Here is a 26,805-nt window from a genome sequence, read left to right as displayed (position 1 = left end):
CCAATTATGACGGCTCGAATCCGCAATCTCGGGAAATGTGTTTGCATGAACCTTGCAGTGGAAGGGTTTCTCAAAGGACCAGACAGGCTGATTGTCACGGTTTCGGAGACCGTCGCATCGGCGCAGTCCATTGAGCAGCTGACGCGGCCACTCCTCGAGTTGTTGCAGCACGTCACGGGCCTGGAGAGCACCTACCTCACACAGGTCGATCTCCCGACCCGCACCCAGCGCGTGCTGTTCTCCCGCAACACAAGGTCGATGGAAATTCCGGAGGGAATTTCCGTGCCGTGGGGCAATGCGCTTTGCAAGCGGGCCATGGACGAAGAATGCATTCTGGTCGCCGATGCGGGTGAACGCTGGCGCGATTCGGAATACGTGCAGTCGCTCGGTCTGGAAACCTACGCCAGCACGCCGATCCTGCTGGGTGACGGCTCGCTGTTCGGCACCCTGTGCGCCGCCAGTTCGGAAAAACGAGAGTTTACTGATGACACCGTGGCGGTCCTCAGCCTCTTCTCCACGCTGATCTCGCAGCACATCCAGCGCGAACGATTGCTGGAGCGCCTGCAGAAGGCCAACGCGGCCCTGGAGGCCTATTCGTTCTACGACGCCCTCACCGGCCTGCCGAACCGCCGTTTCGTCATCAACGAGATGCGCCGGCTTTCGGCGCTGGCCGTCCACACCGGCAAGAAGCTCCTCGTCGCGTTCATCGACCTCGACGATTTCAAGTCGATCAACGACCGTTACGGCCATCAGGCAGGCGATGCACTCCTTACCGAAATCGGCCAGAGGCTGAGCGACGCTCCGGGCACGCCGGACCTCGTCGGGCGCCTCGGCGGTGACGAGTTTGTGGTTGTCGTTCTGGCAGATGCTGACGCTGAAGACGGCGGTTCGAAAACCGATGAAGTCTACGATCAGCTGGCGTCGCTCTTGTGCGGTCACTACGACGTGCCGGATGGCGCCAGCGAATTTTGCGGTGCGAGCGTCGGTGTGTTCGAGGCGGAGCCGGGGTCGATGTCACCCGAAAGCATGCTGCGGCGCGCCGATGAACTGATGTATGCCGACAAGAAATCCCGGCGCAGCAAACGCTCCGAGGCAGAGAGAGCCGACCACTCGGCCAGCTGATACGAACACCGCCAACTTTGCCAACGGCATTGTTGCTTGCCGAAAGCTGCGGCGGCTGGAGGGCAACCTTGGCTTTCGCTTCGCGATCTCAATGTCCGTCGACTGAGCCGAAAGGGTGGGCGGCGCGCGTGCGCGCTATTTCGCGGGGGCAGGTGCCGGTTCGGCCAGCGCGGTGTAAAGGTCCGGCTGCCGGTGCTGGGCAAAGTCGAAGATGTTGGTGCGGATCTCGCGGCAGCGGTCGAAGTCGATGTCGGCAACCACAACCTCGTCGGCGCGCGTTGCGGCAAGGGCGACAATCTCGCCCGTGGGCGCGATGATGCATGACCCGCCGATCAGCTCGGCACCCTCCTCAAGCCCCGCCTTTGCGGCGGCGACCACATAGGTGCCGTTCTGGTAGGCGCCGGCCTGCATCGACAGGTGGTTGTGGAAATCCTGCAGGCGGTCGTGCTGGGGGGCGTTGGGGTAATGCTGCGGCGTGTTGTAGCCAAGGCAGACAAGCTCGGCGCTCTGCAGCCCCATGAGGCGCCATGTTTCCGGCCAGCGCCGGTCGTTGCAGATGCACATGCCAACGTGTCCGCCGAGCGCATCCACCACCGGAAAGCCCAGATCACCGCGCGCAAAATAGCGCTTTTCGAGGTGCTGGAACGGGCGCCAGGGTTCGTCCTCGCGGTGCCCCGGCAGGTGGACCTTGCGGTATTTGGAAAGGATCTCGCCGGTGGGGCCGACAAGGATTGCGGTGTTGAAGCGGTTCGCGCCGTCAATCTCCGCATAGCCGAGGTGGAAGGCGACGCCGAGCCGGGCCGCGGCTTCGAACAGTGGTGCGGTGTCCGCGGAGGGCATCTCGCGCTCGAACCATGTGTCGATCTCGCTCTGGTCGGGCATGAACCAGCGCGGGAAGAAGCTGGTGAGGGCCAGCTCCGGAAACACCACCAGCTCTGCCCCGCGGCCGTGCGCGTGCTCCATCAGAGCAACCATGCGCGCGACGGCGGATGATCGCGGCTCGTCCCTCGCGATGGGGCCAAGCTGCGCGGCGGCGACGGTGAGCGTTCTTGGCATCGTGGCGTCCTCGGATCAGCGGATTTCCGCGCTCGCGCGCAGGCACGGGGCAGTGGAGGAGGGGAGCCGGTGCGGGACCGGCTCCCCCGCCGGCCTTACTCGCCGGACATGAACTGCGAGGCGTTGGCCTTGGCGACTTCTTCCTTGAACATGGCAACCAGCGCCTGCCCGTCTTCGCCGAGCGCGGACTGGATGTGCTCGTCGAATGCCGGGAGCGCCGCGGCGCGCATCGCTTCGCGCTGGTCGGGCGTCAGCGCCGTGATCTCCATCTTTTCCGACAGGCCGGACAGACCGCGGTCCGACGCCTCGATGATGCGCGACAGCCCGCGCGACGCGGAGACGCACGCCTGCGCGGCGTACTGGAGGACGTTCTTCTGATCGTCGGTCAGCCCGTCATAGGCGGCCTTGTTCATCAGCAGCGTGTAGGGCGAGAAGAGGTGGTTGGTCAGCGTCAGGTAGCCCTGCACTTCGCTGAAGTTGGAGAAGGAGATGATCGGGATCGGGTTCATCTGCCCGTCGATCACACCCGTCTGCAGCGCGGAATAGACCTCGCCCCAGGCCAGCGGATAGGCTTCGGCGCCAAGCGCGTTCATGATCGCCTGGTGCGACGGCACGGTCATCGTGCGCAGGCGGATGTCGCCGAAATCCTTCAGGTCGGCGATCGAGTGCTTGGAGTTGGTCACCGCAAAGAAGCCGCCGGTGTCGGGGAAGCCGAGCACCTTCACGTCGCCGAGCTTCTCTTCCATGTCGGCAGCCAGCGCCGCGCCGAACTTGCCGTCGAACACCTCGTAGGTGGCGCCGTTGTCGGCGAACGCGAACGGGAGGTTCAGAACGTCGATGTTCTCGTAATAGGGCGCCATCGCGCCGGTGGACGACAGGCTGATCTCGGTGATCCCGTCGCGCACCATCTGGACCTGCTCGGTGGCGGTGCCGATGGAGGCGTTGGGATAAACCTCGACGTCGATCTCGCCGTTGGTGTCGGCCTCGATGATGGTTTCGAGAACGGCTGCGCAGGCGTGGGCGGGGTTGTCGTAAGGGTCCGGGTTGTTGTCGTGGGAGATGCGGATCTGCGTGGTCTGCGCGAAGGCGGCGGGCGCGGAGGCGAGGACCAGGGCGAGCGCAGTGGCGCTGGCGAGAATTCTGGGAAGGGTCGAGGTCATTGGTTGCGTTTCCTTCTTGTGAGGCAGGGGATCAGGCGAAGCCGAGGAGGCGGGGCACCAGAAGGGCAAGGCCCTCCCAGTAGGCGAACACCAGAAGCACGCCGACTTCGGCGAGCAGGAACGGCCAGAGCCTGGCGGCGATCGCCTCCATCTTCTCGCCGGTGACCGACGAGAGAACGAAGAGGCAGGCCCCGACCGGGGGCGTCATCAGCGAGATGTTGAGGGCGAGGACGAAGATGATCCCCGAGTGGATCGGCTCCAGGCCGATCTGGCTGGCGAGCGGGACCAGCACTGGCGCCAGGATGATGAGGATCGCGGTGATGTCCATCACCATCCCGACGAGGAGCAGCACCGCGACGATCAGCAAGATGACGACGTAGCGGTTCTCGGAGATCGCGAACACCGCCGTTGCGATGGCCTGCGGCACCCGCTCGAAGCTCATCCACCAGCCGAGCATGGAGGCAAACGCGATGATGACGAAGATGATGCCGGTGATGCGTGCGGTGGACAGGAGCATCACGTAGAGGTCGCCAAAGCCCATGTTGCGATAGACCGCGACGCCCAGGAACAGCGCGTAGGCGACGGCAACCGAGGCCGCCTCCGTCGGCGTGACGATGCCGCCCAGAATGCCGCCAAGAATGATGACCGGCATGAAGAGCGCGGCGATCGAGGTGCCGAAGGTCTTTGCCATGGTGCGCAGCGAGGCGCGCTTTTCGGGTTTCGGCAGGCCGTTGCGCTTGGCGCCGAGCGCGATGATGGCCATGCAGACCGCGCAGATCGCGAGGCCGGGCAGGATGCCTGCCGCGAAGAGCCCGCCGATGGAAACACCCAGCAGCGATCCGTAGACCACCATCAGGCCGGAGGGCGGAATGGTGGGGCCGATGATGGAGCCCGCGGCGGTCACGGCACAGGCATAGTCGCGCTTGTAACCCTGCTCGACCATGGCGGGCACCAGCGTCTTGCCGAACGCCGCAGCGTCGGCTGTTGCGGCGCCGGTGAGGCCGGCGAAGAACACCGAGGCGATCATGTTGGCGTGGGCAAGGCCGCCGCGGAAATGGCCGACCAGCACATGGGCGAACCGCATCAGCTGCTGCGTGATGCCGATGTGGTTCATGATTTCGCCCGCCAGAATGAAGAATGGCATGGCGAGGAAGGGGAAATTGTCGAGCCCGAAGAAGAGCTTGGAGACACCGAGGGCGAGGAAGCGCTCGCCGCCCATGGAGACGAGGCCAGCCAGCCCCGCAAGGCCGATGGTGAAGCCGATCGGCATCCCGATCAGAAGGAGGACGAGGAAGATTGCACCGACGATCATCGGATCAGACCTCCGAGCCCTGGGCGACCATGGCCTGCCGGCCACCGTCGCGCACCATGCACAGCGCCAGTTGCAGCACCGAGAGCGCCGCAGCCGCCGGCACCGCGGCAAAGGCGGGCGCCATCGACATGCCGAAGATCATCGACCGCCGGTTGAGACCGCTTGAGGCAAAGCCGATGCCGTACCACAGCACATAGAGAAAGAGCCCGATGGCGAGGATGTCGCACAGGATCAGAGCGCCGCGCCGGAGCGGAACCGGCAGCCGGTCGATCAGGATCGAAAGGCCGATGTGCTCGCGCCGGGCGATGCCGCACGAAATTGCGAGGAACGCCATCCAGATCATCAGGTAGCGGGCCAGAATTTCGGGCCAGTTGAGCTGCCAGTGGAAGATGTAGCGGTCCATGACGCCAACCCAGACGTCGAGGACCAGAAGCGCCATCAAAATGACCACCACCGCTTCCACGACACGGTTGAGGACAAGACTTGCGTTGCCTGCGAGCTGTCTCATCGGGCTTTTGTCCATCCGCAAGGCGTCCGGCGCAGGGCGCGGGCGCGGTTTTGAGGGAGGCGGGTCATGGTGGTGCGCGTGTCTCCGGTGGCTAGTCGCCGATGGGGCGGTCAGAGTTGGACATGCCAAGCGCTGCGAGGCTCTTGCGGATGCGCCGCAGTCCCTCCAGCGCCGACGGGCCGACCGCTTCGGCAACGGAGGTTGCAAGAACGTCGACCACGGTGAGCAGCGCGTAGCGCGACGCGCTCGGTTTGATGACGACACCGTCGCCCGGCACCTTGAAGCCGAGCACGATTTCGGCCCGGCCGGCGAGCGCCGAGCCCGGCTCGGTGATGGCGATGGTGGTGGCGCCGTAGTCGCGCGCAATTTGCGTCGCCTCGACCACGGACGGCGCCGAGCCGGATGAGGACAAGGAGACGGCGACGGTGCCGGGGCCGGCCACCGCGGCCACCATGCGCTGCATCTGCCCGTCAGTATGGGCGGTGACGGGGATGGCGAAGCGGAACAGGCGGTTCTCCAGCTCCACCGCGCCCATGGAAGAGACCCCGCCGGAGCCGAAGGCCACGACCTGTCGCGCCCCTGCGATCGCTTCGGCAGCCTTGGCAATCAGCGTCATGTCGAGTGTGGCCGCGGTGCGCTGGATGGCGCCGATCGCACCATCGCGCACACTGGTGATGATGCTTTCGTCGTAGGGGCTGCGGTGGATCGGTCCCGGAAACATGGAAAAGCCGCCGATGGCGACGATCTGGGCCAGCCGCAGCTTGAAGTCGCGCAGGCCCTCGCAGTCGAGCGCGCGGCAGAACCGCGTGACCGTGGGTTCGGACACATCGGCCCATTGCGCAAGCGCCCGGATGGGCGCGGCCGAGGCGGTCTCCGCACTGTCGAGCACAATGGCGGCGAGGCGCTTTTCCGCGGGGCTTCCCCCGGCGGCCAGGCTGCGCAGCCTGGCGACCATGTCGATCGTGCGCGTTCCGTCCACCTGTCCGGCATTCCCTCTGTCTTGCGTCGATCACCCGGTGTTCGCAGGTGTCGTCTTCATGGGCGCTCAGCCCGCCCTGCACCCGGTTTCAGAGGAAAAGCGTGACGGGCTTAATGTTATTTTGCAACATGATTTACTCAGCAGAATACGTAAAATACTTGATCATAATGCCAAAAAAAGCGTCACATGAAGGAAAATTACATCTTCCTGCTTGCGGGCCGTGGCGCGTTCTCTTTAGTCTTGCCTCCACCAGTCAGGCGGCCGCGGCCGGCCCTGCGGGCGGTGCATTGCGCCGGCCGGGCGGGGGCGGCGGGTGCGCCCGATCCACAGCCAACCCGAGGAGCCTTCACTCGTGGCGAAAGAATGTTTCGGCAGCGCCGCCGTCCCCCTGTCTCCTGCCGTGCGCGCCGGTGATTTCATCTACATTTCCGGCCAGGTCCCCGTCGGGTCCGATGGCGAGATCGTTGCCGGCGGCGTCGGCGCACAGACCCGCCAGTGCCTCAAGAACATCGAGGCCGCGCTCAAGCTTGCCGGCGCGGAAATGGCCGACGTCGTCAAGACAACCGTGCTCCTCGAGGATGCGCGCGACTTCGGCGGGTTCAACAAGGCCTACGCCGAGTTCTTCCCGTCCGAGCCGCCGGCGCGCACCACGTCCGAGGCGCGCCTGATGATCGACATCAAGGTCGAGATCGACGCCATCGCCTACCGGCCGCGCTGACCCGCGAGGCTTCCCCTCCCCACCGCCAGAGCCCGTCTGAGTGCGGCCCTGGCGGCACTGCCGAAGACAGCGCCCGACCACCGGCGCAACAGGACAATACCCATGGGCCTCGACCTCATCCTCAAAGGCGGGCGGGTGATCGACCCGTCGCAAGGCATCGACAGGACTGCTGATGTCGCGTTCTCCGGCGGCGCGGTCGTCGACATCGGCGATGCACTTGACCCCGGCGATGCCGAGGTGCGCGACGTGTCGGGCAAGATCGTCACCCCCGGCATCATCGACCTGCACACCCACGTCTACTGGGGCGGCACCTCGCTCGGCGTCGACCCGGAAATGTTTGCCCGCGACAGCGCTGTGACGACGATGATCGACACCGGCAGCGCCGGGCCCGGCAACTTCGCCGGCTTCCGCAAGCACGTGATCGAACCGTCCGAGCCGCGGATTCTCGCCTACCTCCACGTCTCGTTCGCGGGCATCTACGGCTTCGATACGGGCATCATGGTCGGTGAAAGCCACGACTTCCGCCTGATGGCCGCGAAGGAATGCGCCAAGGTGATCGAGGCGAACCGCGACCTCATCGTCGGCGTGAAGGTGCGCATCGGGCGCCACGCCTCCGGTCCCACCGGCATTGATCCGCTGGTGGTCGCGCTCGACGTTGCGGGCGAAATGGGCGTGCCGGTGATGTGCCATATCGACGAGCCGCCGCCCTCCTACGAGGCGGTCGTTGCGATGCTGCGCGAGGGCGACGTTCTCACCCACTGCTTCCGCCCGTTCCCCAACTCCCCGGTTGGCGGCGATGGCAACGTCAAGCCGGAGATCCTCAAGGCGCGCGACCGCGGCGTCTACTTCGACATCGGCCACGGCATGGGCTCGTTCTCGTGGAAGACTGCGCGGGCGATGATGGCGGCCGGCTTCCCGCCCGACACCATCTCGTCCGACGTTCATGCCTTCTGCATCAATGGGCCGGCCTACGACCAGCTCGTCACCATGTCCAAATTCCTCGCCCTCGGCATGCCGCTCGGCGAGGTGATCGACCGGTCGACCGCAGTGCCTGCCAAGGCGTTGCAGCGGCCGGAGCTGGGCACCTTCGGGCCGGGCAATGTGGGCGATGCGTCCATCCTGTCGCTGGAAGACGGCGAATTCCCGATGGAGGACGTGCGCGGCCTCGTCGAGACCGGCACCCAGCGGCTGACTGCAAAGGGCGTCGTCCTTGCCGGGCGCTGGTGGCACGGTGATTGAGGTGCACCGGTGATCTGGGAGCGCCTGACCCGCGACGAGCTGGGCGCGGTGGACCGGCGCGTGCCGCTGGTTGTTTCCATCGCCGCCGTCGAACAGCACGGCCCGCACCTTGCGACCGGAACGGACGCCGTCATCGGCGCGCACTTTCTGGCAGCGCTGGAAGCGGCGCGGCCGGACGGCGTGATCCTGCTGCCGCAGGTGAAGGTCGGCTGCTCGGAGCATCACATGGACCTTGGCGGGACGCTCACCGTCTCGCACGCCACCTTTACCGCCTATGTGACGGATCTTGTGTCGTCCGCGCTGCGTCACGGATTTCGGAACGTGGTGATCCTCAACAGCCACGGCGGCAACCGGGCGGTTGGTGCGATGATTGCCGAAATGCTGGGGCTCGCGCACCCGAAATGCCGGATCGTGTTTGCCACCTGGTGGCAGCTTGCGAACGCGGCGCTGACGCCGCTGGCGGAGGGCGGCCCCGGTGCCACCGGGCACGCGTGCGAGTTCGAGACCTCGCTCGTTCTGGCGGCCGCGCCGGACGATGTTCGGGCAGACCTGATCCCACCGCGGGGCGGCGCGCCCGTGTTCGGCTGGGCCAGCGGTGACCTGTTGAGCGGTCAGGCTGCAACTTTGGTGCGCACCATGGCCGAGCAGACCGGCGGGACCGGCGTTCTGGGGGCCCCGGAGCTCGCCAGCGCGCAGAAGGGCGCGGAAATCACCGCTGCCGTCACGAGTCGACTTGTTGAAGTGGTTGACGATCTTCGCGTTTCGGGGTGAGTTGGCAATAATCAAGCCGTTTGATTTGTCGGAGGGCGTGTAAAATATTGGCGCAACTGCACGCAGGATGCGCATTGGCCGGTTTGATTTTCGCCGCAATTGTCGATAATATTGCGAAATTGCAATTTATTTCTGCCGCTGAGCTTCGATTCTGGATCAGGGGCGGCGGATGATCGTAAGGAGAACACGATGTATTGGAGCGGGTACACGACACGTCTACGCGGCGCAACGGCTGCAGCTGCGCTTGCCGCCGGCCTTGCGGTCCCGGCCGCAGCCACCGCGCAAGAGTTCACGATGGCGATTGCGCACCTCGTCCCCGAGGATATGAACAACGAGATCCAGCCCGCGCTCGTCCACTTCAAGAGCCTCGTGGAATCGAAGACTAAGGGTGAGGTCGAGGTCGAGATCTTCGGTGCCGGGCAGCTGGGGTCCGAGGTGGAGACAGGCAAGCAGGCGCAGGACGGCGTGCTGTTGCAGTCGACGATCATCTCGTCCGGCGCAATGAGCTCGTTTTTCCCGGAATATCAGGTCATCACCGCGCCCTTCCTGTTCCCCAACTACGAAGTTGCCCACGCCTTCTTTGACGGCGCATGGTTCGCGAACTTCATGAAGGGCAGCATCGAGGAATCCGGCCTGCGCTTTCTCGGCACGTTCGATGATGGCGGCGGCTTCGTCGCCTTCACCAACAACGGCAAGCTCATCAAGGAAACCGCAGATCTTGCCGGCATGAAGATCCGCGTCGAGGAAAACCCCGCCCACGTCGCGACCATGAAGGCGCTCGGCGCATCCGCGACGCCGCTTCCCTGGGGCGAGGTCATCACCGCGCTGTCGACCGGGCTTGCCGACGGCCAGTTCAACGCGCCCGGCGTTTCGAAGAACTTCAGCCTGTGGGAAGTGAACGACTACACGACGCTGTCGGGCCACGTGTACAACTCACAGTCTTGGCTGGTGTCCGACAAGTGGTTCCAGTCGCTCCCCGAGGAGTACAAGGAAGCCGTCGTGACCTCCGCGCGCGAGGCGATCGCCCTGGCGCATGGCATCTCCGCGCTGGCGGCAATCAAGGGCTGGCAGATCTCCTGCGAGGAATTCAAGGAATGCTACGTCCTGCCGGACGCCGAGCGTGCCAAGATGGCAGAGGTCGCCCGACCCGCATGGCGCGAATGGATCGTCAACGATTTCGGCCTCGACGAAGCGCTGGTGGATGAAATGCTCGCCACCGTCGAACAGCTGAAGACCGACGTGACCGCCACCGACATGGAACGCTACGGCGGCTGAGCCGCACTTTGGGTCGGCGCGCGCGCCGGCCCTTTTCCTGCCGCAGCCTGAATGGTCAGGAAGGCCCCTCGATGACATTTTCGCGCAGCCGGCTGTCAGCCGGGCTCAACCAGACCGTCACCGCGCTTTGCGTCCTGTTCGTTCTGGCGATGCTGGGAATTTCGTTCTCCGGCTTCTTTTACATGGTCCTCACCGGGGACGCGCTGTCGTGGACCTACTCGTTGGCGCGCCTGTTCATTCCCTGGCTCGGCCTCATGTCCATCACGGTCGCCTTCTGGCACGGCGAGCACATCGCGATGACGGCCATCATCGGCCTCCTGCCGCGTGCGGGTGTCACTTTGCTGCACTGGGTCAACACCGCTCTCGTCGCCCTCTTTTCCGCGCTGCTGGTCTGGTACGGCATCAAGTTCTTTCTTAGCTCCACGGATATCTACATGGTGTCCGACGAGATCCAGATCCCGGCCAGGTGGGTGACGGCGGCGGTGCCGGCCACCGGCCTCGTGCTCTTCGCCCACGTCCTGTGCGGTGCAAAACTCCTCGATGAGGACAGTCCGATGGAAGAAGCCCGCGAGCTTGCCGCCGGCGAGAAGGACAACCGGCCATGACCTCCGCACTCATCGTCTTCGTCGTCCTCCTTCTCATCGGCACGCCCATTGCGATGCTGATGGCGTTCTCCGGCCTCGCCGGCAGTTGGGAGCTGGGCGGAATCCGCTTCATCCAGGTCATTGCCGAGCGGATGTTCTCGGGCGTCTCCGGCTATCTGCTCATGGCGGTGCCCTATTTCATCTTCACCTCGGAGCTGATGAACAAGGCGGGGCTGACGGAGCGGCTGATCGCGTTCAACAACGCGCTTCTGGGCCGCGTTCGCGGCGCTCTCAGCCACGTCAACATTGTCGTCAGCCTGTTCTTTTCCGGCCTGACAGGCGCCGCCATCACCGACACGGTCGCCATCGGCAAGATCCTCATCCCCGCGATGAAGAGAGAGGGCTACACCCCCGCTTATGCCGCCGCGGTGACCGCGTGTTCGTCGATCATCGGGCCAATCATTCCGCCTTCCGTCGTCATGGTTGTCTACGCCGCAATCCTGCAAAATGTTTCGGTGCTGGACCTGTTCGCGGCCGGCATCCTGCCCGGCGTCCTGATGACGGTGTGCCTTCTCGCAGCGTCCATCGTGATGGCGTGGCTCTACAAATTTCCGCGCCACAGCGATTCCAGCCTGCGCGCCGCCGCCCGGGCATTCCTGCCGACGGTGCCCGCGCTGCTGGTCCCGGTCATCATCCTCGGCGGCATTCTCGGCGGGCTGACCACCATCACCGAAGCCTCGGCATTCGCGGCCATGTACACGCTGGTTCTGGGCTTTGTGTTCTATCGCACGCTCACCCTGCGCAAGGTGTGGGACTGCCTCGTCTCAACCGTGCGCTTCTCCGGCGTGGTGTTCTTCCTGCTGGCAACATCAACCGTGCTGGGCTGGTTCGTCACCCGCTCGGGGCTGGCGCGGGACGCGGCCGGCATCATCACCTCGATCACCGACAACTGGGTCCTCCAGATCGGCCTCGTGAATCTCCTCCTGATCGCGCTCGGCACCGTTCTCGACGTGTTGCCCGCACTCGTCGTCGTTGCGCCGGTGCTGGTGCCGGCCATGGTGCAGCTCGGCTTTGATCCGCTGCACTTTGCCATCATCATGATCATCACGCTGAATGTCGCAAACATCACCCCGCCCGTCGGCATGACTCTGATGACCGCATCGCAGATCGCCGGCGTTCCCTACGAGAAGGCGATTGTCGCGGCGCTGCCGTTCTACATCAGCCACATTGCGGTGATTGCAATCGTGTCGCTGTGCCCCGCCTTCGTTCTGTTCATCCCGAGCCTGTTCAACTGACCCGCCGCCAAGACTCCCGGAGACCCCCGCCATGGCGCTCGACGCCCAGACCAATTCCACCATCGTTGCCGAGTTTCGCGATCGCACCCGCCGCTCCGCTGCGCAGGCCGAAGCCGCGCGCGAAGTGTTCCCGTCCGGCATAACCCACGATGCCCGGCACATGCTGCCCTATCCGCTGACTGTCGATCAGGGCCGCGGCAGCCGCAAATGGGACATCGATGGCAACGAGTATGTCGATTATTTCGGCGGTCATGGCGCGCTGCTTTTGGGGCACGGCAATCCGCGCGTGACGGCGGCCATCAAGGAGGCGCTCGACGACGGCACCCAATTTGCCGCCTCCACCACGCGCGAATACCGGTGGGGCAAGGCGGTGATCGACATGGTGCCGTCGGTGGAGCGGGTGCGCTTCACCGCCTCCGGCACGGAGGCGACGCTTCTGGCGCTGCGTCTTGCCCGCGCCTTCACCGGCCGGACCAAGCTTCTGCGCTTTGCGTCATATTTTCATGGCTGGCACGACCACATGACGCACGGCTACACCAGCCACTTCGACGGCACGCCCACTGCCGGCGTCCTCCAGTCCATTGCCGATGACGTGGTGCTCGTCGCGCCGAACGACACCGAGGCGGTTCGCGCGGCGCTGGCCGGCGGCGACGTGGCTGCAATTATCGTGGAGCCGACGGGGGCCTCCTTCGGCCGCGTGCCGATTGCGGACGGCGTGCTCGCCGCGCTGCGCGAGGCGGCGACCGAGACCGGCACCGTCCTCATCTTCGACGAAGTGATTTCCGGCTTCCGCGTTGCCCGCGGCGGAGCGCAGGAAGCCTCCGGCGTAACGCCTGACCTCACCACCATGGCAAAGATCGTCGCAGGAGGCCTGCCCGGCGGCGCGGTCGGTGGGCGCGCCGACATCATGGAGCGGCTCGACTTCGAGGCTGCGGCCGACAAGAGCTTCGAGAAGATCGGCCACCCCGGCACCTTCAACGCCAACCCGGTTTCAGCTGCCGCCGGCATTGCCGCACTCGACATCATCGCCAACGGCGACGCCTGCGATCGCGCCAACGCCTACGCTGCCGAGCTGCGCGAGAAGCTGAACCGTCTGTTTGCCGCCAAAGGGGCGCCGTTTGCCGCCTACGGCACCTATTCGGGCTTCCACATCTTCCTCAACGTGGAAAAGCGCACCATCGACCCGCTGGCATTCGACCCGTTCGCCCTCCCGTGGAAGGAGCTGAAGGCTGCGCCCTCCGCGCTGGTCGACCGGCTGCGCATGGCGATGATCATCAACGGCGTCGACCTGTCCGGCTGGCCCGGCGGCCTTGCCAGCGCCACCCATGATGCTGACGACATGGCGGTGACGATGAAGGCGTTCGAGGCCGCCATCGCGCGCATGAAGGAAGAGCCGGACCTGTGACGCTGGACGAGATCGACACCCCGGCCATCCTGATCGACACGACGATTGCCGAGGCGAACCTTGCCCGCGCGCAGGACTACGCCGATGCAAACGGGATGACGCTGCGCCCCCACATCAAGACCCACAAGCTGCCGATGTGGGCCAAGCGCCAGCTTGCGCTGGGGGCCGTCGGCATCACCTGCCAGAAGGTCGGCGAGGCGGAGGTGATGGCGGACGCCGGCATCGCCGACATCTTCATCCCCTACAACATCCTCGGCGCGCCCAAGCTCAAACGCCTCGCCGCGCTGCACCGGCGGATCGAACTGTCGGTCGCCGCCGACAGCGAAATCACGGTCGAGGGATATGCGGCGCATTTCGCCGATCCGGCGCACCCGCTGAAAATTCTGGTGGAGATCGATACCGGGGCCGGGCGCTGCGGTGTTGTCACGCCGGATGAACTCGTGGCGCTGGCGCGATCCATCGAGACCGCCCCCGGCCTCATCTTCGAAGGGGTGATGACCTATCCGCCGCGGGGCAAGACTGCGGAGGTCAACGCCGCGCTGGGCGATGCGGTGGCGGCGCTGACCGCTGCCGGCCTGCCGCCGCGGCGCGTGTCCAACGGCGGCTCGCCTGATTATTACCACGCCGCTGACGTGACCAACGCGACCGAGCATCGCCCGGGCACCTACATCTACTCGGACCGGATGCAGGTGGCGCTTGGCCACGGCACGCTTGAAGATTGCGCACTCACAGTTCTTGCCACCGTGGTCAGCCATCCGGTGCCGGGCCGGATCGTGCTGGACACCGGCTCCAAGGCGCTGGCCGCCGATCTCGCGCCGGTCCCCGGCCACGGCCACCTGGTGGAATATCCCGACGCCATCGTCACCAGCCTCAGCGAAGAGCACGCGGTGGTGAACGTTTCGGCATGCAGCGCGGTGCCGGAGATCGGCCAGCGGGTGCGCGTGATCCCGAACCACGTCTGCGTGGTGTCGAACCTGTTCGACGCGGTGCACCTCGTCTCCGGCGACCATGTCGAAGCTGTCCCCGTCGCAGCGCGCGGCCGGCTCGGCTGAGCCGCGACTGACAGTGGCCGCAGCGGGCGCGTTGCGGTGCGCCGGCTGCGGTTTTGCCCTGAAAGGTCGGCGCGGCGGGCGCGCGCTGTCACGCGTTCCCGCCGCGCAACGGGCCGGAAAGGTCCGGCCCGTTGCAAGCGCGATCAGGCGCCGATCTTGCCGCCGTTCTTCTTCGTGATCGCCACCACGGACGGACGCACCGGAAGCGCGTCGTTGAAGTCCGGCCAGCGGGTCGAAAGATCCTCGTAGTAGGAGTTGCGGCCGAAGCCCTCCCAGTCTTCGCCGCCATCGCCGGGGTGCTGGACGGCGACGAAGAAGGTGGCAAGGTCCGGTGTCGGCCGCGGACCGCACATCTCGGCGCCGACCGGCACACGGTAGAACAGCTTCGACGTGCCGCGCGCCGCGCCATCGGTATCGACCGCCCAGAGGCCGTCGGTGCGTCCGGTCTTCTTCGGCGAGTTGCCGTCGGTCGACACCCAGAGCCGGCCGTCGCTGTCGACCGCGCAGTTGTCGGGCATCCCGAACCAGCCATTCTCGGTGGTCGCGGTGGAGAATGTGGCGCCCACTTCGGCAATGGACGGGTCGCCGCACTTGAGGAGAATTTCCCAGGTGCCTTTCGTTGCCGCGAAGTCGCCGCCTTCTTCCGAAATCTCGACGATATGGCCGAACGCGTTGTCGACGCGCGGGTTGGCGGCGTTCGGGTCCTGCCGCTTGGTGTTGTTGGTCAGCATCACGTAGACGCGGCCATTGTCTCCGTTCGGCTCGATGTCCTCGGGGCGGTCCATGGGCGTGGCGCCGAGAAGGTCGGCAGCGCGGCGCGTCTCGATCAGAACGTCGGCCTGGCTCGCAAAGCCGTTCTCGCTGTTGAGCGGACCTTCGCCGTGGGCGAGGGGCATCCAGGTCACCGCACCGTCTTCGTCAAAACGGGCAACGTAGAGCGTGCCGTCGTCGAGAAGGTCGAGGTTCGCTGCGCGGTCGTCCGGGTTGTAGCGGCCCGCGGTCACGAACTTGTAGACATAGTCGAAGCGCTCGTCGTCGCCGAGGTAGAAGACAACCTGTCCGCCGGGCGCGAGGATCGATTCGGCGCCTTCATGCTTGAAGCGGCCAAGGGCCGTGCGCTTCTTCGGCGTCGACGTCGGGTCATCGACATCGACTTCCACCACCCAGCCGAAGCGGTTGGGCTCGTTGGGTTCCTTCGAAACGTCGAAGCGGTCGTAAAAATTGCCCCATTCGTAGCTGCCCTGCGGCACGCCGTAGCGCTCATAATTGGCGGCCTCGGGATGGCCTTCCGGCAGTTCGCCGAGGAAGTAGCCGTGGAAATTCTCCTCGGCCATCACGTAGGTGCCCCAGGGCGTGACGCCGCCGGCGCAGTTGTTGAGGGTGCCGATGACGGCGCGGCCGGACGGATCGGCGTTGGTGGCAAGGCGGGCATGACCGGCAGCGGGGCCGCTGAGCGCCATCGGGGTGGCCGAGGTGATACGTCGGTTCTTGGCGCCGTCCAGCACCGGCGTCCAGCGCCCGTCCTTTTTCTCGATCTCGATGATTGTGCCGCCGTGCGCGGCCATCTCGATGTCGACGCGTGCCTGATCGGCCGGTGCGACGGTGAGCTTGTCATCCGCGCCCACGGTGACGATGCCGGGGAACATCAGGTGCTCATTGGTGTATTCGTGGTTCACGACCAGAATGCCGTGGTCGGACGAGCCATCCATCGGGATATAGCCGACGAAGTCGTTGTTGTAGCCGAACTGGCGCTCCTGCGCGGCCCGCGACTGGGCGTTCGGGTCGAACTCGGGCGCGTCGGCAAACACCTTGTCGCCCCAGCGCAGCAGAACGTCGGCGTTGTAGCCCTCGGCAACATGGTGATCGGCGTCGACGCCGGCCGTCACTTCTTCGAAGTTGAATGAGGAGGCTGCCGTTTCCGCGCTTGCCCGGTCGGCGGCAAGGAGTGCCATCGGGCTGACCGTGGCGGTGATTGCCGTCGCCGCGAGGGACCCGCGCAGGAAGCCGCGGCGGGAAAACCGAGCGGCGATGATCTCGCCCATGGTCCGGTTTGCGGTGGAGTTGTGCCCCGGTCCGTCGGCTTCCTCAAGGAGGCTGGTCTTGAATATCTGCGTCATCGGTTTCGCTCTCTGGCATCAGGGCAGCCGCCACCAATCGCCTGCGACACGCGTGGACGTGACCGAGCGGTTGCGGTGGCACACTGCCATTGGAACGATCCCAATCTAGGTGTGATTTTGTAACGTGGTGATGACATCCCGCCGCCCATTATTGCCCCGGCCGCTGACCACCGCCGCGCACGCCAACGCGGGCAGTGCGGTCGATGCCGCCTCTGCGCCAGAACGCTTTTCGAGGGATCTTGCGCCTCTGGACGCAGCGCCGCCCGGCGCGTTCATGCTAATCGGCAACGGTAGAAAAGGCGCCATAGGCCGGGGCCTGCACGCAGACACCGACGACATTCTAGAAATCAGCGCCGCTTGCCGGGTCGCGCTGGCAAGGGGCACGAAATGAGCGACACGCTGTCTGATAAACGGCCCATCGTTGCGGCGCACTGGGGCACGTACCGGGCCGAGATGAAGGATGGCCGCGCCGTCGCGCTCCACCCGTTCGAGGCGGACCCGGACCCGTCCGGCATCGGCGGCGCCATGCTGGAAACGCTCGCCGATCCCACGCGGATCGGTCAACCGATGGTGCGCCGCGGCTGGCTCGCCGGTGAGGCCGACCGCAGCCTGCGCGGCCGCGACGAATTTGTTGCCGTGCCGTGGGACGAAGCGCTGGACCTTGCCGGCGGCGCTCTTTCGGACGCGCGGGCTGCCCACGGCAACGAGGCGATCTATGCCGGCTCCTACGGCTGGGCGAGCGCGGGGCGGTTCCACCATGCGCAGAGCCAGCTGCGCCGGTTCATGGGTCTGTTCGGCGGCTACACAAGCCGGCGCAACAGCTACAGCTTTGCCGCCGCCGAGGTGGTCCTGCCGCACGTTATGGGCTCCATGCACAAGCTGTTGCAGGAGCACACCGGCTGGGACGAGGTCGGCAAGGCGGGCGCGCTGGTGGTGGCGTTCGGCGGCATCGCGCTGCGCAACGCGCAGGTGAACGGCGGCGGCGTCGCCCGCCACACGCAGCGCGGCGACATGGCGGCGGCGCTGGCTGCCGGTGCGCGGATCGTCAACATCAACCCCTCCGCGCTCGACCTTTCACCGGACGTGGCCGAGTGGATGCCGATCCGACCCTGCACCGATACCGCGCTCATGCTCGGCCTTGCCCACACCCTCCTCACCGAAAAACTGTGCGACCACGCCTTCCTCGCCAGCCACTGCGAGGGCTTCGAGCTTTTCGCCCCCTACCTCACCGGCACCGCCGACGGGACGCCGAAGGATGCCGCCTGGGCTGCCGCCATCACCGGCCTCGCACCGGACGCGATCACGGCGCTTGCCCGGCGGATGGCAGCGGGGCCGACGCTGGTCAACTTCAGCTGGTCGCTCACCCGGCAGGAAAACGGCGAGTCCGCGGTGTGGATGGCGGTCGTGCTCGCCGCGATGCTGGGCCGGATCGGCAAGCCCGGTGAGGGGCTGGCGCTGGGCCTCGGCGCGATCAACAGCGTCGGAGCCACGCGCGGGCCACTGCCGGTGGCCGCCTTCCCCGGCGTGCCGAACAAGGTGCAGCGCTTCATCCCCGTCGCCCGCATTGCCGACATGCTGCTCGCTCCCGGCGACACGGTGGATTATGACGGACAGACGCTGACCTATCCGGACATACGCCTCATCTACTGGGCCGGCGGCAACCCGTTCCACCACCATCAGGACCTCAACCGCCTGCGCACCGCATGGCAAAAGGCCGAAACCGTCATCGTGCATGAACCGCACTGGACGCCGCTTGCCCGCTTTGCCGACATCGTGTTCCCGGCAACCCTCTCGGCCGAGCGGGACGACGTCTCCGCCTCCTCGACGGACACGCACCTGTTCGCGACCCGTGCCGTCGCCCGGCCTTTTGGCGAGTCGCGCAGCGACCATGCGATTTTCGCCGGCCTCGCCGAGCGGCTGACGCCCCCCGGCGGCAACGGCACCCTCGCGGACGCATTCACCGAAGGTCGTGATGAGGCCGGCTGGATTGAGGAGATCTACGCGCGCACCGCCGCCGCCATGGCAAAGATCGGCCAGCCCCTGCCTGACTACGAGACATTTCGCACCAGAGGCTTCGTGGCAGCAGCGACCGCGCCGCAACCCTCGTTCGTCGAGCGGTTCAGCGCCGATCCTGCGGCCGCACCGTTGCCGACACCGTCCGGCCGGATCGAGATTTACAGCGCCGCAATCGCATCGTTCGGGCACCCCGGCCTGCCGGGGCATCCGGCGTGGCACGCACCTGCCGAATGGCTGGGCGCGGAAGGGGCAATGGGCCAGCTTCACCTCGTCACCCACCAGCCCGCACGGCGCCTGCACTCCCAGCTCGACCAGAGCGCCTACAGCCGCGCCGGCAAGATTGCGGGGCGGACGCCATGCGTCTTGCACCCTGCCGAGGCGGATCGGCACGGCATAAAAGCTGGCGATCTGGTGGAGGTTTTCAACGCGCGGGGCCGCACCATTGCCGCGGCTGCGCTGGACGAAAACGTGATTGAGGGCGTGCTGCTGATGGCAACCGGCGCCTGGTACGACCCGGACTGGGATGGCGATCCGGCGCTGTGCAAGCACGGCAATCCCAATGTTCTGACGGCCGACACCGGCACCACACCGCTGGCGCAGGGCCCGTCGGCGCTGAGCTGCCTCGTCCGCATTCGCAGATGGGAGGGGCCGGTGCCGCCGGTCACCGCCTTCGTGCCGCCGCGGATCGTGCCGCGGGCCTGGCCCTGATCATGCGATTTGAAGCCCGCTTCGGCGGATGTCTGGAGCCAGATCCATGGCCCGTCGGGCTCGCGGATGGAGCGACGCAAGGATGGGAATAGCGGTGCCACTGGATGCACAGAAAATGCGAAGGTGGAAGCCTTCTTCGCGGAACTCCATGATGAGTGCGAGAGTGCCGATGAGCCCTTTTGATCGCAGAGATGAGAGACCCCATGCCTGATCCGTTCGAAGCCCCCGCCGGCACGTGCGTCGGCCATGTCCACCTCAAGGTGTCCAATCTCGACCGGGCGATTGCCTTTTATCGCGACGTTCTGGGATTCCCGTTGAACCTCAGATGGCGAGACAAGGCGGCATTTCTGGGTGCTGGCGGCTACCACCACCACATCGGCCTGAATGTCTGGGACAGCGAAGGTGCCGCCCCGCCTCCGCCCGGCCGCACCGGGCTTTACCACACCGCCTTCCTCTACCCGGACCGCGCCTCCCTCGTTGCTGTCATCAAGCAGGTAAAGGCCGCCGGCATTCCCTTCGATGGGGCGGCGCACCACGGCGTCAGCACAGCCGTCTACCTGCGTGATCCTGACGATAACGGCGTGGAGCTTTACGTGGACATGCCGCGCTCCGAGTGGCCGGAAGACGAAGACGGCCACCTCCTGATGCGCAACGAGCGGTTCTCGATCGATGCCTACATCGCCGAGACCGAAGCGATGATCTGACCCGCCGGCGCTGACGATAATTGTGGCTGCGCGGGCCCGACGTTCATTGACGTATGCGATGGGTGCCGACTAACATGTTGCGCAGATCACAGCAGTGGACATACCGTGGCACGACATATTTTTGGACTTTCCGCCGCGATGGTGACGCCTTTTGCCGCCGACGGAACCGTGGATCTGCCGCGGCTCGTGAAGCATGCGCACTGGGCTCTCGCCAACGGCACCGACAGCGTCACCCTTTTCGGAACGACGGGTGAAGGCTTCTCGATCGGATTTCGCGAACGCGCCGCGATGCTGGGCGCGCTCGCCGGCAACGGCATCGATTTCGGACAGAAACTTTACGCCACCGTCGGCGCCAGCGTGGTGGCCGATGCGGTTGACCAGGCGAGGCTGGCACTCGGCATGGGCGCGCGCGGGCTGTTGTTCACGCCGCCCTACTACCTCAAGGCCCTCGACGAGGACGGCCTGTTCGCCTGGTTCTCCAATGCATTCGACGCCATTGGCGGGGACCTGCGCGGGGTCATCCTCTACCACATTCCGGGGCAGACCGCGGTGCCGCTCTCGGTGGCGCTGGTGGACCGGCTGCGCAAGGCGTTTCCGGGCGTCATCGCCGGCATCAAGGACTCCTCCGGCGATTGGGACACGGCAAACGCCTACCTCGATGCCCACGGCGATCTCGCGATCCTCGTTGGCGACGAGCGGCTGTTGCCGCGGGCAATGGCGCGCGGTGCACAAGGCTCCATCTGCGGTCTCGCCAACATCGAGCCGGCCCTCCTGCGCAGCGTCATCCACGACGGTGCGGACGATCCGCGGCTGAAGGCAGCGGTCGACCTCATCGTCAGCCACCCGGTGATGCCGGCGGTGAAGGCAATGGTTGCGCATCGCCATGGCGACAGTGGCTACGCCCGCACCCGCCCCCCGCTGGTGGACCTTGCGCCCGAACAGGCAAAAAGCCTCATCGCGCGGTTCGACGACATTGTCGCAAAGGAACCAGTCGGATGACGACGCGCCTGAAGCGGCCCGGACGCGACGTCGCGCCGGTGAAGCTCCGGGAACAGGCCTATGAAGGCTACACACGCAGCCTCCTCAGCCGGGAGATTGCGCCAGGGCAGTTCGTCACCCAGCGCGAGCTGGTGAACATCACCGGCTTTCCCCTCGGCGCCATCCGCGAACTGGTGCCACGGCTGGAAGCGGAAGGGCTGATCCGCACCGTGCCCCACCGCGGCATGCAAGTCCCGCAGGTGGACCTCAACCTGGTGCGCAACGCCTTCCAGTTCCGCCTCTTCATGGAAGAGGCGGCGGTCCGCCTTTACGCCACCGAGGCCGATCCGGCGGCGGTTGCAGTGCTGCGGGCCAGCCACGAACGCATTCTCGCCCGGCACGAAGCGGGCGAAGAAGAGGGGCTGATGGAAGACGCCGAATTCGTCGACCTCAGCCTCCACGAAGCGATCATCGACCACCTTGGCAACGCCATCGTCAGCAACGCGTACCGGGTCAACTGGATCAAGATCAAGCTGATCCGCCTGTCCGAGACACGGCTTTACGTGCCGATGATTCCGTCGGTGATCGGCGAGCATTTCCGCATCATCGAAGCGATCGAACGGCGCGACCCGGACGCCGCCGCGGAAGCGATGGCAGCGCACGTCGACACTGCCCGCCGCCGCGCCGTGAAGCTGTAGACGACCCCGGCGCGCCCCGCGGGCCGGCCAACAAGAAACAATAAAACGGAGGAAACCTCATGACAGTCAAAACCACACGCCGCACCTTCCTGGCCGGCACCGCCGTCCTCGGCGCCGCGACCCTTGCCGCTCCCGGCATTCTGCGCGCGCAGGAAACCGTGATCCGCTGGGGCGAAATGCTGGCCCCGTCGCACCCCCAAGTGCAGATGATCGACCGGATCGCCGCCGCCGCCAAAGAAGCGTCAGATGGCCGGATCGACGTGCAGAGCTTTCCAAATGGCCAGCTCGGCTCCGGCAAGGACATGATGGACATGGTGGTCTCCGGCGCCCTTGCCATGACCACAGATGGCGCGGCGGCCCTCGGCTCGCTCCTGCCGCCGCTTTCCGTTCTCGAAGCGCCTTATCTGTGGACAGACCCGGCGCAGCTGGCCAAGGTGCCGGGCTCGGACGTGTTCAAGACGCTGAACGACCAGATGGTCTCCCAGCGCGGCATGCGCATGCTCGCCGTCACCTACTACGGCAAGCGCCACGTGACGACCGGCAACAAGGCCGTTCACACGGCCGCCGACATGCAGGGTCTCAAACTGCGGGTGCCGCCGGTCGACACGTTCATTGCCATGGTGGAGGCATGGGGCGGGCAGGCAACGCCCATCAACTTCAACGAGCTTTATCTGGCGCTGAGCCAGGGTGCGGTGGACGGGCAGGAAAACCCGCTGCCGACCATTGCAAGCGCCAAGCTCAACGAGGTGCAGAAATACCTCATCCTCACCGGGCATATCATCACCCCGCGCATCGTGATCGCCAACGAGGCCTGGCTCTCCAGCCTCGACAAGGCGGATCGGGAGATCCTGATGGCCGCCATCGACGAAGCCGTGCCGTGGCAGAACCAGCAGATCCTAGACTCCGAAGCCGCGCTCCAGACCACACTTGCCGACGCCGGGATGACCGTCATCGAGCCGGACGTGGAAAGCTTCCGCAAGCCTGTGCTGGAACAGCTCCCGCCCAAGTTCGAAAGCGTCTGGGGCAAGGGCACCTGGGAAGCGCTCGCCGCCCTTTGATCGCGCGCCGCCGGCCACAGAGCCGGCGGCCTTCTCCCGTTTGGAGTGATGAAATGCTCGCCGGTCTTGCAAGGCTCAGCGACCGTCTTCTGGCGGTGGCGGCCGTGCTGCTCGTTCTCGCCATGCTTGGCGCCGTCTTTCTCGGCGTCGTGTTCCGGTTCCTCAACCAGCCGCTGTCGTGGACCGACGAGCTTGGCCAGTACCTGCTGGTCTGGACAGGGTTCGTCGGGCTGATCATCGCCGGCAACCGCGGCAGCCACATCCGCGTGACGGTGCTCCTCAACCGCCTCAGCGGGCGGGCCCGGCAGGCGGCCGGCATTGCGATCCATCTTGCAGTCGCCGCCTTCGGCGCGGTGCTTCTGTTGCGCAGCCAGGGCCTCATCACCCGCAACCTCGACGTGACGTGGGTGACGCTGCCGCTCTCCGTCGCGCTGGTCTACATCCCCATTCCCATTGCAGGGTTTGCGATCATCGTGCAGTCGCTCGTCGCTATTTTGCGAGACCTCGGTCTGGTGGCACCCGCAGCCGAGACCGCGCCATGACCACGCTGATGTTCGAAATCCTCGCCGCCTGGCTGGTGGCGATCCTGGTCGGCGTGCCGATCTACGCCGCGCTCGGCCTTGCCGCTGTCGCATTCGTGGCGCTTGCCGGCATGCCGCCCGACATCGTGCCGCAAAAGCTTGCCCAGTCGATCAACTCGTTCCCGCTGCTGGCCGCGCCGCTGTTCATCCTGATGGGCAACATCATGAACTCGTCCGGCATCACGGACCGGATCTTCGGTTTCGCGACGGCATGCGTCGGCTGGGTGCGCGGCGGCCTTTGCCACGCGAACATCCTCGCCAGCGTCATCTTCGCCGGCATGTCGGGCTCCGCCGTGGCGGACGCGGGCGGTGTCGGCGCGCTCGAAATCCGCGCGATGAAAAAAGCCGGGTACGACGCCGAAACCGCCGCCGCCATCACTGCGGCGTCGGCGACAATCGGGCCGATCATTCCGCCCTCCCTGCCGATGGTGATCTACGGCGTCAGCGCGGACGTTTCCATCGGCGGGCTGTTCCTCGCCGGCATCGTGCCCGGCCTTCTGATGGCTGGCGCGCTTGCGGCCATGGCAACCGTCGTGGCGCGCCGCAAAGGCATGCCGCGGCATGGTTTCCCCGGCGCGCGCGAATTGTGGACCGCCTACAAGCGGGCGCACTGGGCGCTGATGACGCCGGTGATCCTGTTTGGCGGGATGATGGGCGGGATCATGACGCCGACTGAGGCGGCGGCCGTTGCCACCGTCTATGCGCTGTTTCTGGGCCTCGTCATCTACCGCGAGTTCGACATTCGCCATCTTCCGCGCCTGATCGTGGACACGGTGGAGACCACGGGCATGGTGCTCGCCCTGGTGATGGCGGCGGCGGCGCTGGCGTGGTGCCTTTCCATCGCGCGTGTGCCGCAGACGCTTGCGCCCTTCATCGTGGACAATATCGGCAACCCGCTCCTCTTCCTCCTCGCGGTCAACGTCCTGTTGCTGCTGGTCGGCTGCTTCATGGAAGCGCTGGCGGCGATGCTGATCCTGATCCCGATCCTCACCCCGGTCGCGGCGCAGCTCGGCATCGACCCGATCCAGTTCGGCGTGATCTTCGTGCTCAACCTCATGGTCGGCACCATCACGCCGCCCGTCGGCGTGGTGCTCTTCATCACCTCGCGCATTGCGAACATCAGCTTCGAGGCAATGTCGCGGGCCATCGTGCCGTGGCTGCTGCCACTGATGGCCGTCCTTGTGGGGCTCTCGCTGTGGCCGAAACTCACCACCTGGCTTCCGCGCGACGTCTTCGGCTTCTGACTGCCGGGATGCTCCTCAACGCGCACGACTTTCGCGCGCGGGCGCGGCGGCGGCTGCCACGCGGCGTGTTCGAGTACATCGACCGCGGCACCGAGGACGAGCGCGCGCTCGGCAACCTCAGAAGCGCGCTCGATGCCATAACGCTGGAGCCGCGCGTTCTGAATGGCCCCGGCATCGTGCCGTTGGCGACGCAATTGTTCGGCCGCAAGGTTGCGGCACCTCTGGTCATTGCGCCGACCGCAATGGCCGGCCTCGTCTGCTATGACGGCGAGGCCAGGCTGGCGCGTGCCGCCGCGAGGGTCGGCGTGCCGTTCTGCGTTGCCACACAATCGATCACGCCGATCGAGACGATCCGCGAGGCGGCGCCGGACGCTGACCTGTGGTTCCAGCTCTACCTGTGGCGCGACCGCGGCCTCGCAAGCGCGCTTCTGGCGCGGGCTGCCGCCTGCGGGTGCCGCACGCTGGTGGTGACGGTGGACAATCAGGTGGCGCCCAACCGCGAATACAACGAACGCAACGGCTTCGGCGTGCCGGTCAGGCCGACGGTGCGCAACGCGCTCGACGTAGCGTGCCATCCGGGCTGGGCGCTCGGTGTGCTGGCGCGTTACATTCTGGCCGGCGGCATGCCGACCTATGCGCACTATCCGCCGGCGTTTCGCAGCGCGATCACGCGCCCGGCGCTGGCCGAAGCGGTTCGCATCGAACCGGCGCTCTCGTTTGCGGACATTGCGTGGATCCGCGAAAACTGGCCGGGCCGGGTGGTGCTGAAGGGCGTCCTCTCCGTCGCGGATGCCAGGCGGTGCATGGACGCCGGCGTGGAGGCCATCGTTGTCTCGGCCCATGGCGGCCGCAATCTCGATGTGGCGCCGACGCCGGCGTCCTGCCTTGCCGGCATCGCCGCGTCCGCCGAAGGGCGGATGAATGTGCTGGCCGACAGTGGCGTGCGCCGCGGCACGGATGTTCTGAAATATCTGGCGCTGGGAGCCGAAGCCGTGATGCTTGGACGGCTGCCGCTCTATGGGCTTGCGGCAGGCGGCGAGGCTGGCGCCGAAGCGGTGCTGCGGATGATCATGCGCGAAATGGAAATCGCGCTCGGCTATCTCGGCGCATCTGCGCTGCGGGACCTGACCATCGCGCCGGATTGACCGGCCACAGGGTCGCCCCGCTCGGTTCGATCCGAGCGAGGCGTTCTTGCGTTAGCTGTTGTTGGCGTTGTCGATGGCGGAAAGCAGCGAGTCGACCATCGCGTCGCCGACATTCTCGCGCACCATCTCCTGGATAGGCACGGTCTTTTCCTTGAACAGCGCGATCTCTTCGTCGGTGAGGTCGATCACTTCCATGTTCGCCTCGATGTCGGCGCGCTGGCCGGCCTGCATGTCGTCCTGCAGCTGCCACTGGAACGCGTCGGCGGTGACCAGCGCATCGTCGACAACCTTCTGCAGATCCTCAGGAAGGCTGTCGTACCATTCCTTGTTGATGAGGTTCACGTTGGCCAGGAGGATGTGGCTGGTGGTTGAGAGATATTTCTGCACCTCGTAGAATTTCTGCGACAGGATGTGGCCGAACGGGTTTTCCTGGCCGTCGACGACGCCCTGCTGCAGCGCGCCATAAAGTTCCGGGAACGCGATGGGCGTCGGCGCGGCGCCGATCGCCTTCCAGATCGCCACCGGATACGGGTTCTCGATCACGCGGATGCGCAGGTTGTTGGACGAAATGTCGTCCGGCGTGCGCACGGGCACCGACGAGGTGGTGAGCTGACGGAAGCCGCCATTGTAGAACCGGCCGAACTTCAGGCCCTTGTCGGCAAGCGCCTCTTCCAGGTCCGCCGTGAAGCTGGACTCGTTGAGGATGCCGCGCAGCACTGCCGTATCGGTCGGGAACACGTACGGGATCTCGAAGACGGCGAACTCGGGCACGAACTGCACGGCGCCGGAGGTGGAAATCGGCACGAACTGCACGTCACCCAGGAGCAGCGATTCCATCAGCTCGCGGTCACCGCCCAGCGCAGCGCCCGGCTGGTGCTGGACCTCGATGCGCCCGTCGCTGTTGGTCTCGATCTCGCTCTTGATCTTCTCGAATGCCTTGTAGAGCGGGTGCGCGGAGTCCGACAGCGTGTGGCCGAGGATCATGGTGTAGTCCGCGGCCATGGCGGGTAGTGCACCGCCCAGCGCGATGGCGCCGGCGAGAGAAGCTTTCAGCAAGAATTTCATTGTTTTCCTCCGTTG

Annotated in this window: 24 protein-coding genes; 17 read left to right on the top strand and 7 right to left on the bottom strand. The window is 65.9% G+C overall.

Going from position 1 to position 26,805, the window contains the following annotated elements; translation table 11 throughout:
• Window positions 1–45: 45 nt before the first annotated feature.
• Window positions 46–1,122: a sensor domain-containing diguanylate cyclase gene (locus RDV64_RS06030; protein WP_309198369.1), complete on the top strand. Its 1,077-nt coding sequence runs from the start codon at window positions 46–48 to the stop codon at window positions 1,120–1,122.
• A gap of 135 nt (window positions 1,123–1,257) precedes the next feature.
• On the opposite strand, the gene RDV64_RS06025 is transcribed toward RDV64_RS06030, so the two are convergent.
• The 5 genes from RDV64_RS06025 to RDV64_RS06005 form a co-directional block, all read right to left on the bottom strand.
• The gene (locus tag RDV64_RS06025) at window positions 1,258–2,178 is read right to left on the bottom strand and encodes an N-carbamoyl-D-amino-acid hydrolase (protein WP_309198368.1); all 921 of its coding nucleotides are present in this window, start codon (window positions 2,176–2,178) and stop codon (window positions 1,258–1,260) included.
• Window positions 2,179–2,273: 95 nt separating this feature from the next.
• Window positions 2,274–3,338 (bottom strand): DctP family TRAP transporter solute-binding subunit, encoded by a 1,065-nt coding sequence (locus RDV64_RS06020; protein WP_309198367.1) that lies wholly within the window; start codon window positions 3,336–3,338, stop codon window positions 2,274–2,276.
• Between the two features lie 31 nt (window positions 3,339–3,369).
• Window positions 3,370–4,650 (bottom strand): TRAP transporter large permease, encoded by a 1,281-nt coding sequence (locus RDV64_RS06015; RefSeq protein ID WP_309198366.1) that lies wholly within the window; start codon window positions 4,648–4,650, stop codon window positions 3,370–3,372.
• A 4-nt stretch (window positions 4,651–4,654) separates the two neighbouring features.
• Complete coding sequence (locus RDV64_RS06010; protein ID WP_309198365.1) at window positions 4,655–5,158, bottom strand: TRAP transporter small permease; 504 nt, start codon at window positions 5,156–5,158, stop codon at window positions 4,655–4,657.
• A 91-nt stretch (window positions 5,159–5,249) separates the two neighbouring features.
• A complete protein-coding gene (locus tag RDV64_RS06005) occupies window positions 5,250–6,137 on the bottom strand; it encodes a MurR/RpiR family transcriptional regulator (protein WP_309198364.1) in 888 nt (295 codons plus the stop codon).
• Window positions 6,138–6,489: 352 nt separating this feature from the next.
• Between RDV64_RS06005 and RDV64_RS06000 the strand changes: the two genes are divergently transcribed.
• From RDV64_RS06000 to RDV64_RS05965, 8 genes are all read left to right on the top strand, one after another.
• The gene (locus RDV64_RS06000) at window positions 6,490–6,855 is read left to right on the top strand and encodes a RidA family protein (RefSeq protein ID WP_309198363.1); all 366 of its coding nucleotides are present in this window, start codon (window positions 6,490–6,492) and stop codon (window positions 6,853–6,855) included.
• A 102-nt stretch (window positions 6,856–6,957) separates the two neighbouring features.
• Window positions 6,958–8,094, top strand: a complete 1,137-nt coding sequence (locus tag RDV64_RS05995) for an amidohydrolase/deacetylase family metallohydrolase (RefSeq protein ID WP_309198362.1) — start codon at window positions 6,958–6,960, stop codon at window positions 8,092–8,094.
• A gap of 9 nt (window positions 8,095–8,103) precedes the next feature.
• On the top strand, window positions 8,104–8,865 hold the full coding sequence (locus RDV64_RS05990; RefSeq protein ID WP_309198361.1) for a creatininase family protein: 762 nt from the start codon (window positions 8,104–8,106) through the stop codon (window positions 8,863–8,865).
• Between the two features lie 189 nt (window positions 8,866–9,054).
• The gene (dctP, locus tag RDV64_RS05985; RefSeq protein ID WP_309198360.1) at window positions 9,055–10,140 is read left to right on the top strand and encodes a TRAP transporter substrate-binding protein DctP; all 1,086 of its coding nucleotides are present in this window, start codon (window positions 9,055–9,057) and stop codon (window positions 10,138–10,140) included.
• Window positions 10,141–10,211: 71 nt separating this feature from the next.
• On the top strand, window positions 10,212–10,745 hold the full coding sequence (locus RDV64_RS05980; protein ID WP_309198359.1) for a TRAP transporter small permease subunit: 534 nt from the start codon (window positions 10,212–10,214) through the stop codon (window positions 10,743–10,745).
• Window positions 10,742–12,019 (top strand): TRAP transporter large permease, encoded by a 1,278-nt coding sequence (locus RDV64_RS05975; protein WP_309198358.1) that lies wholly within the window; start codon window positions 10,742–10,744, stop codon window positions 12,017–12,019. The genes RDV64_RS05980 and RDV64_RS05975 overlap by 4 nt, the downstream gene beginning before the upstream one ends.
• 31 nt (window positions 12,020–12,050) lie before the next feature.
• Window positions 12,051–13,424 carry an aminotransferase class III-fold pyridoxal phosphate-dependent enzyme gene (locus RDV64_RS05970; RefSeq protein WP_309198357.1) on the top strand — a complete coding sequence of 458 codons (1,374 nt, stop codon included), beginning with the start codon at window positions 12,051–12,053 and terminating at the stop codon, window positions 13,422–13,424.
• Window positions 13,421–14,476, top strand: coding sequence for a D-TA family PLP-dependent enzyme (locus RDV64_RS05965; protein WP_309198356.1), 1,056 nt, complete (start codon window positions 13,421–13,423; stop codon window positions 14,474–14,476). Before RDV64_RS05970 ends, RDV64_RS05965 begins: the two co-directional genes overlap by 4 nt.
• Window positions 14,477–14,619: 143 nt before the next feature.
• Here the strand turns inward: RDV64_RS05965 and RDV64_RS05960 are convergent, their stop codons facing one another.
• On the bottom strand, window positions 14,620–16,593 hold the full coding sequence (locus RDV64_RS05960; RefSeq protein WP_309198355.1) for a PhoX family phosphatase: 1,974 nt from the start codon (window positions 16,591–16,593) through the stop codon (window positions 14,620–14,622).
• A gap of 387 nt (window positions 16,594–16,980) precedes the next feature.
• Between RDV64_RS05960 and RDV64_RS05955 the strand changes: the two genes are divergently transcribed.
• The 8 genes from RDV64_RS05955 (at window position 16,981) to RDV64_RS05920 (ending at window position 25,725) form a co-directional block, all read left to right on the top strand.
• A complete protein-coding gene (locus RDV64_RS05955) occupies window positions 16,981–19,317 on the top strand; it encodes a molybdopterin-dependent oxidoreductase (protein ID WP_309198354.1) in 2,337 nt (778 codons plus the stop codon).
• A gap of 203 nt (window positions 19,318–19,520) precedes the next feature.
• Complete coding sequence (locus RDV64_RS05950; RefSeq protein ID WP_309198353.1) at window positions 19,521–20,021, top strand: VOC family protein; 501 nt, start codon at window positions 19,521–19,523, stop codon at window positions 20,019–20,021.
• Between the two features lie 105 nt (window positions 20,022–20,126).
• Window positions 20,127–21,020 (top strand): dihydrodipicolinate synthase family protein, encoded by an 894-nt coding sequence (locus RDV64_RS05945; RefSeq protein WP_309198352.1) that lies wholly within the window; start codon window positions 20,127–20,129, stop codon window positions 21,018–21,020.
• Window positions 21,017–21,697, top strand: coding sequence for a GntR family transcriptional regulator (locus tag RDV64_RS05940; protein WP_309198351.1), 681 nt, complete (start codon window positions 21,017–21,019; stop codon window positions 21,695–21,697). Before RDV64_RS05945 ends, RDV64_RS05940 begins: the two co-directional genes overlap by 4 nt.
• 59 nt (window positions 21,698–21,756) lie before the next feature.
• Window positions 21,757–22,755 (top strand): sialic acid TRAP transporter substrate-binding protein SiaP, encoded by a 999-nt coding sequence (locus RDV64_RS05935; protein ID WP_309198350.1) that lies wholly within the window; start codon window positions 21,757–21,759, stop codon window positions 22,753–22,755.
• A gap of 53 nt (window positions 22,756–22,808) precedes the next feature.
• Window positions 22,809–23,297 carry a TRAP transporter small permease gene (locus tag RDV64_RS05930; RefSeq protein WP_309198349.1) on the top strand — a complete coding sequence of 163 codons (489 nt, stop codon included), beginning with the start codon at window positions 22,809–22,811 and terminating at the stop codon, window positions 23,295–23,297.
• Window positions 23,294–24,580 carry a TRAP transporter large permease gene (locus RDV64_RS05925; RefSeq protein WP_309198348.1) on the top strand — a complete coding sequence of 429 codons (1,287 nt, stop codon included), beginning with the start codon at window positions 23,294–23,296 and terminating at the stop codon, window positions 24,578–24,580. The genes RDV64_RS05930 and RDV64_RS05925 overlap by 4 nt, the downstream gene beginning before the upstream one ends.
• Before the next feature lie 8 nt (window positions 24,581–24,588).
• A complete protein-coding gene (locus RDV64_RS05920) occupies window positions 24,589–25,725 on the top strand; it encodes an alpha-hydroxy acid oxidase (RefSeq protein ID WP_309198347.1) in 1,137 nt (378 codons plus the stop codon).
• A 51-nt stretch (window positions 25,726–25,776) separates the two neighbouring features.
• Here the strand turns inward: RDV64_RS05920 and RDV64_RS05915 are convergent, their stop codons facing one another.
• Window positions 25,777–26,790, bottom strand: coding sequence for a TRAP transporter substrate-binding protein (locus RDV64_RS05915; protein WP_309198346.1), 1,014 nt, complete (start codon window positions 26,788–26,790; stop codon window positions 25,777–25,779).
• Window positions 26,791–26,805 lie beyond the last annotated feature (15 nt).

It is taken from the genome of Acuticoccus sp. MNP-M23, assembly GCF_031195445.1.
Lineage (GTDB): Bacteria > Pseudomonadota > Alphaproteobacteria > Rhizobiales > Amorphaceae > Acuticoccus.
Note: the sequence above shows the minus strand (reverse complement) of the source record. Positions and strands in the feature narration are given on the sequence as shown.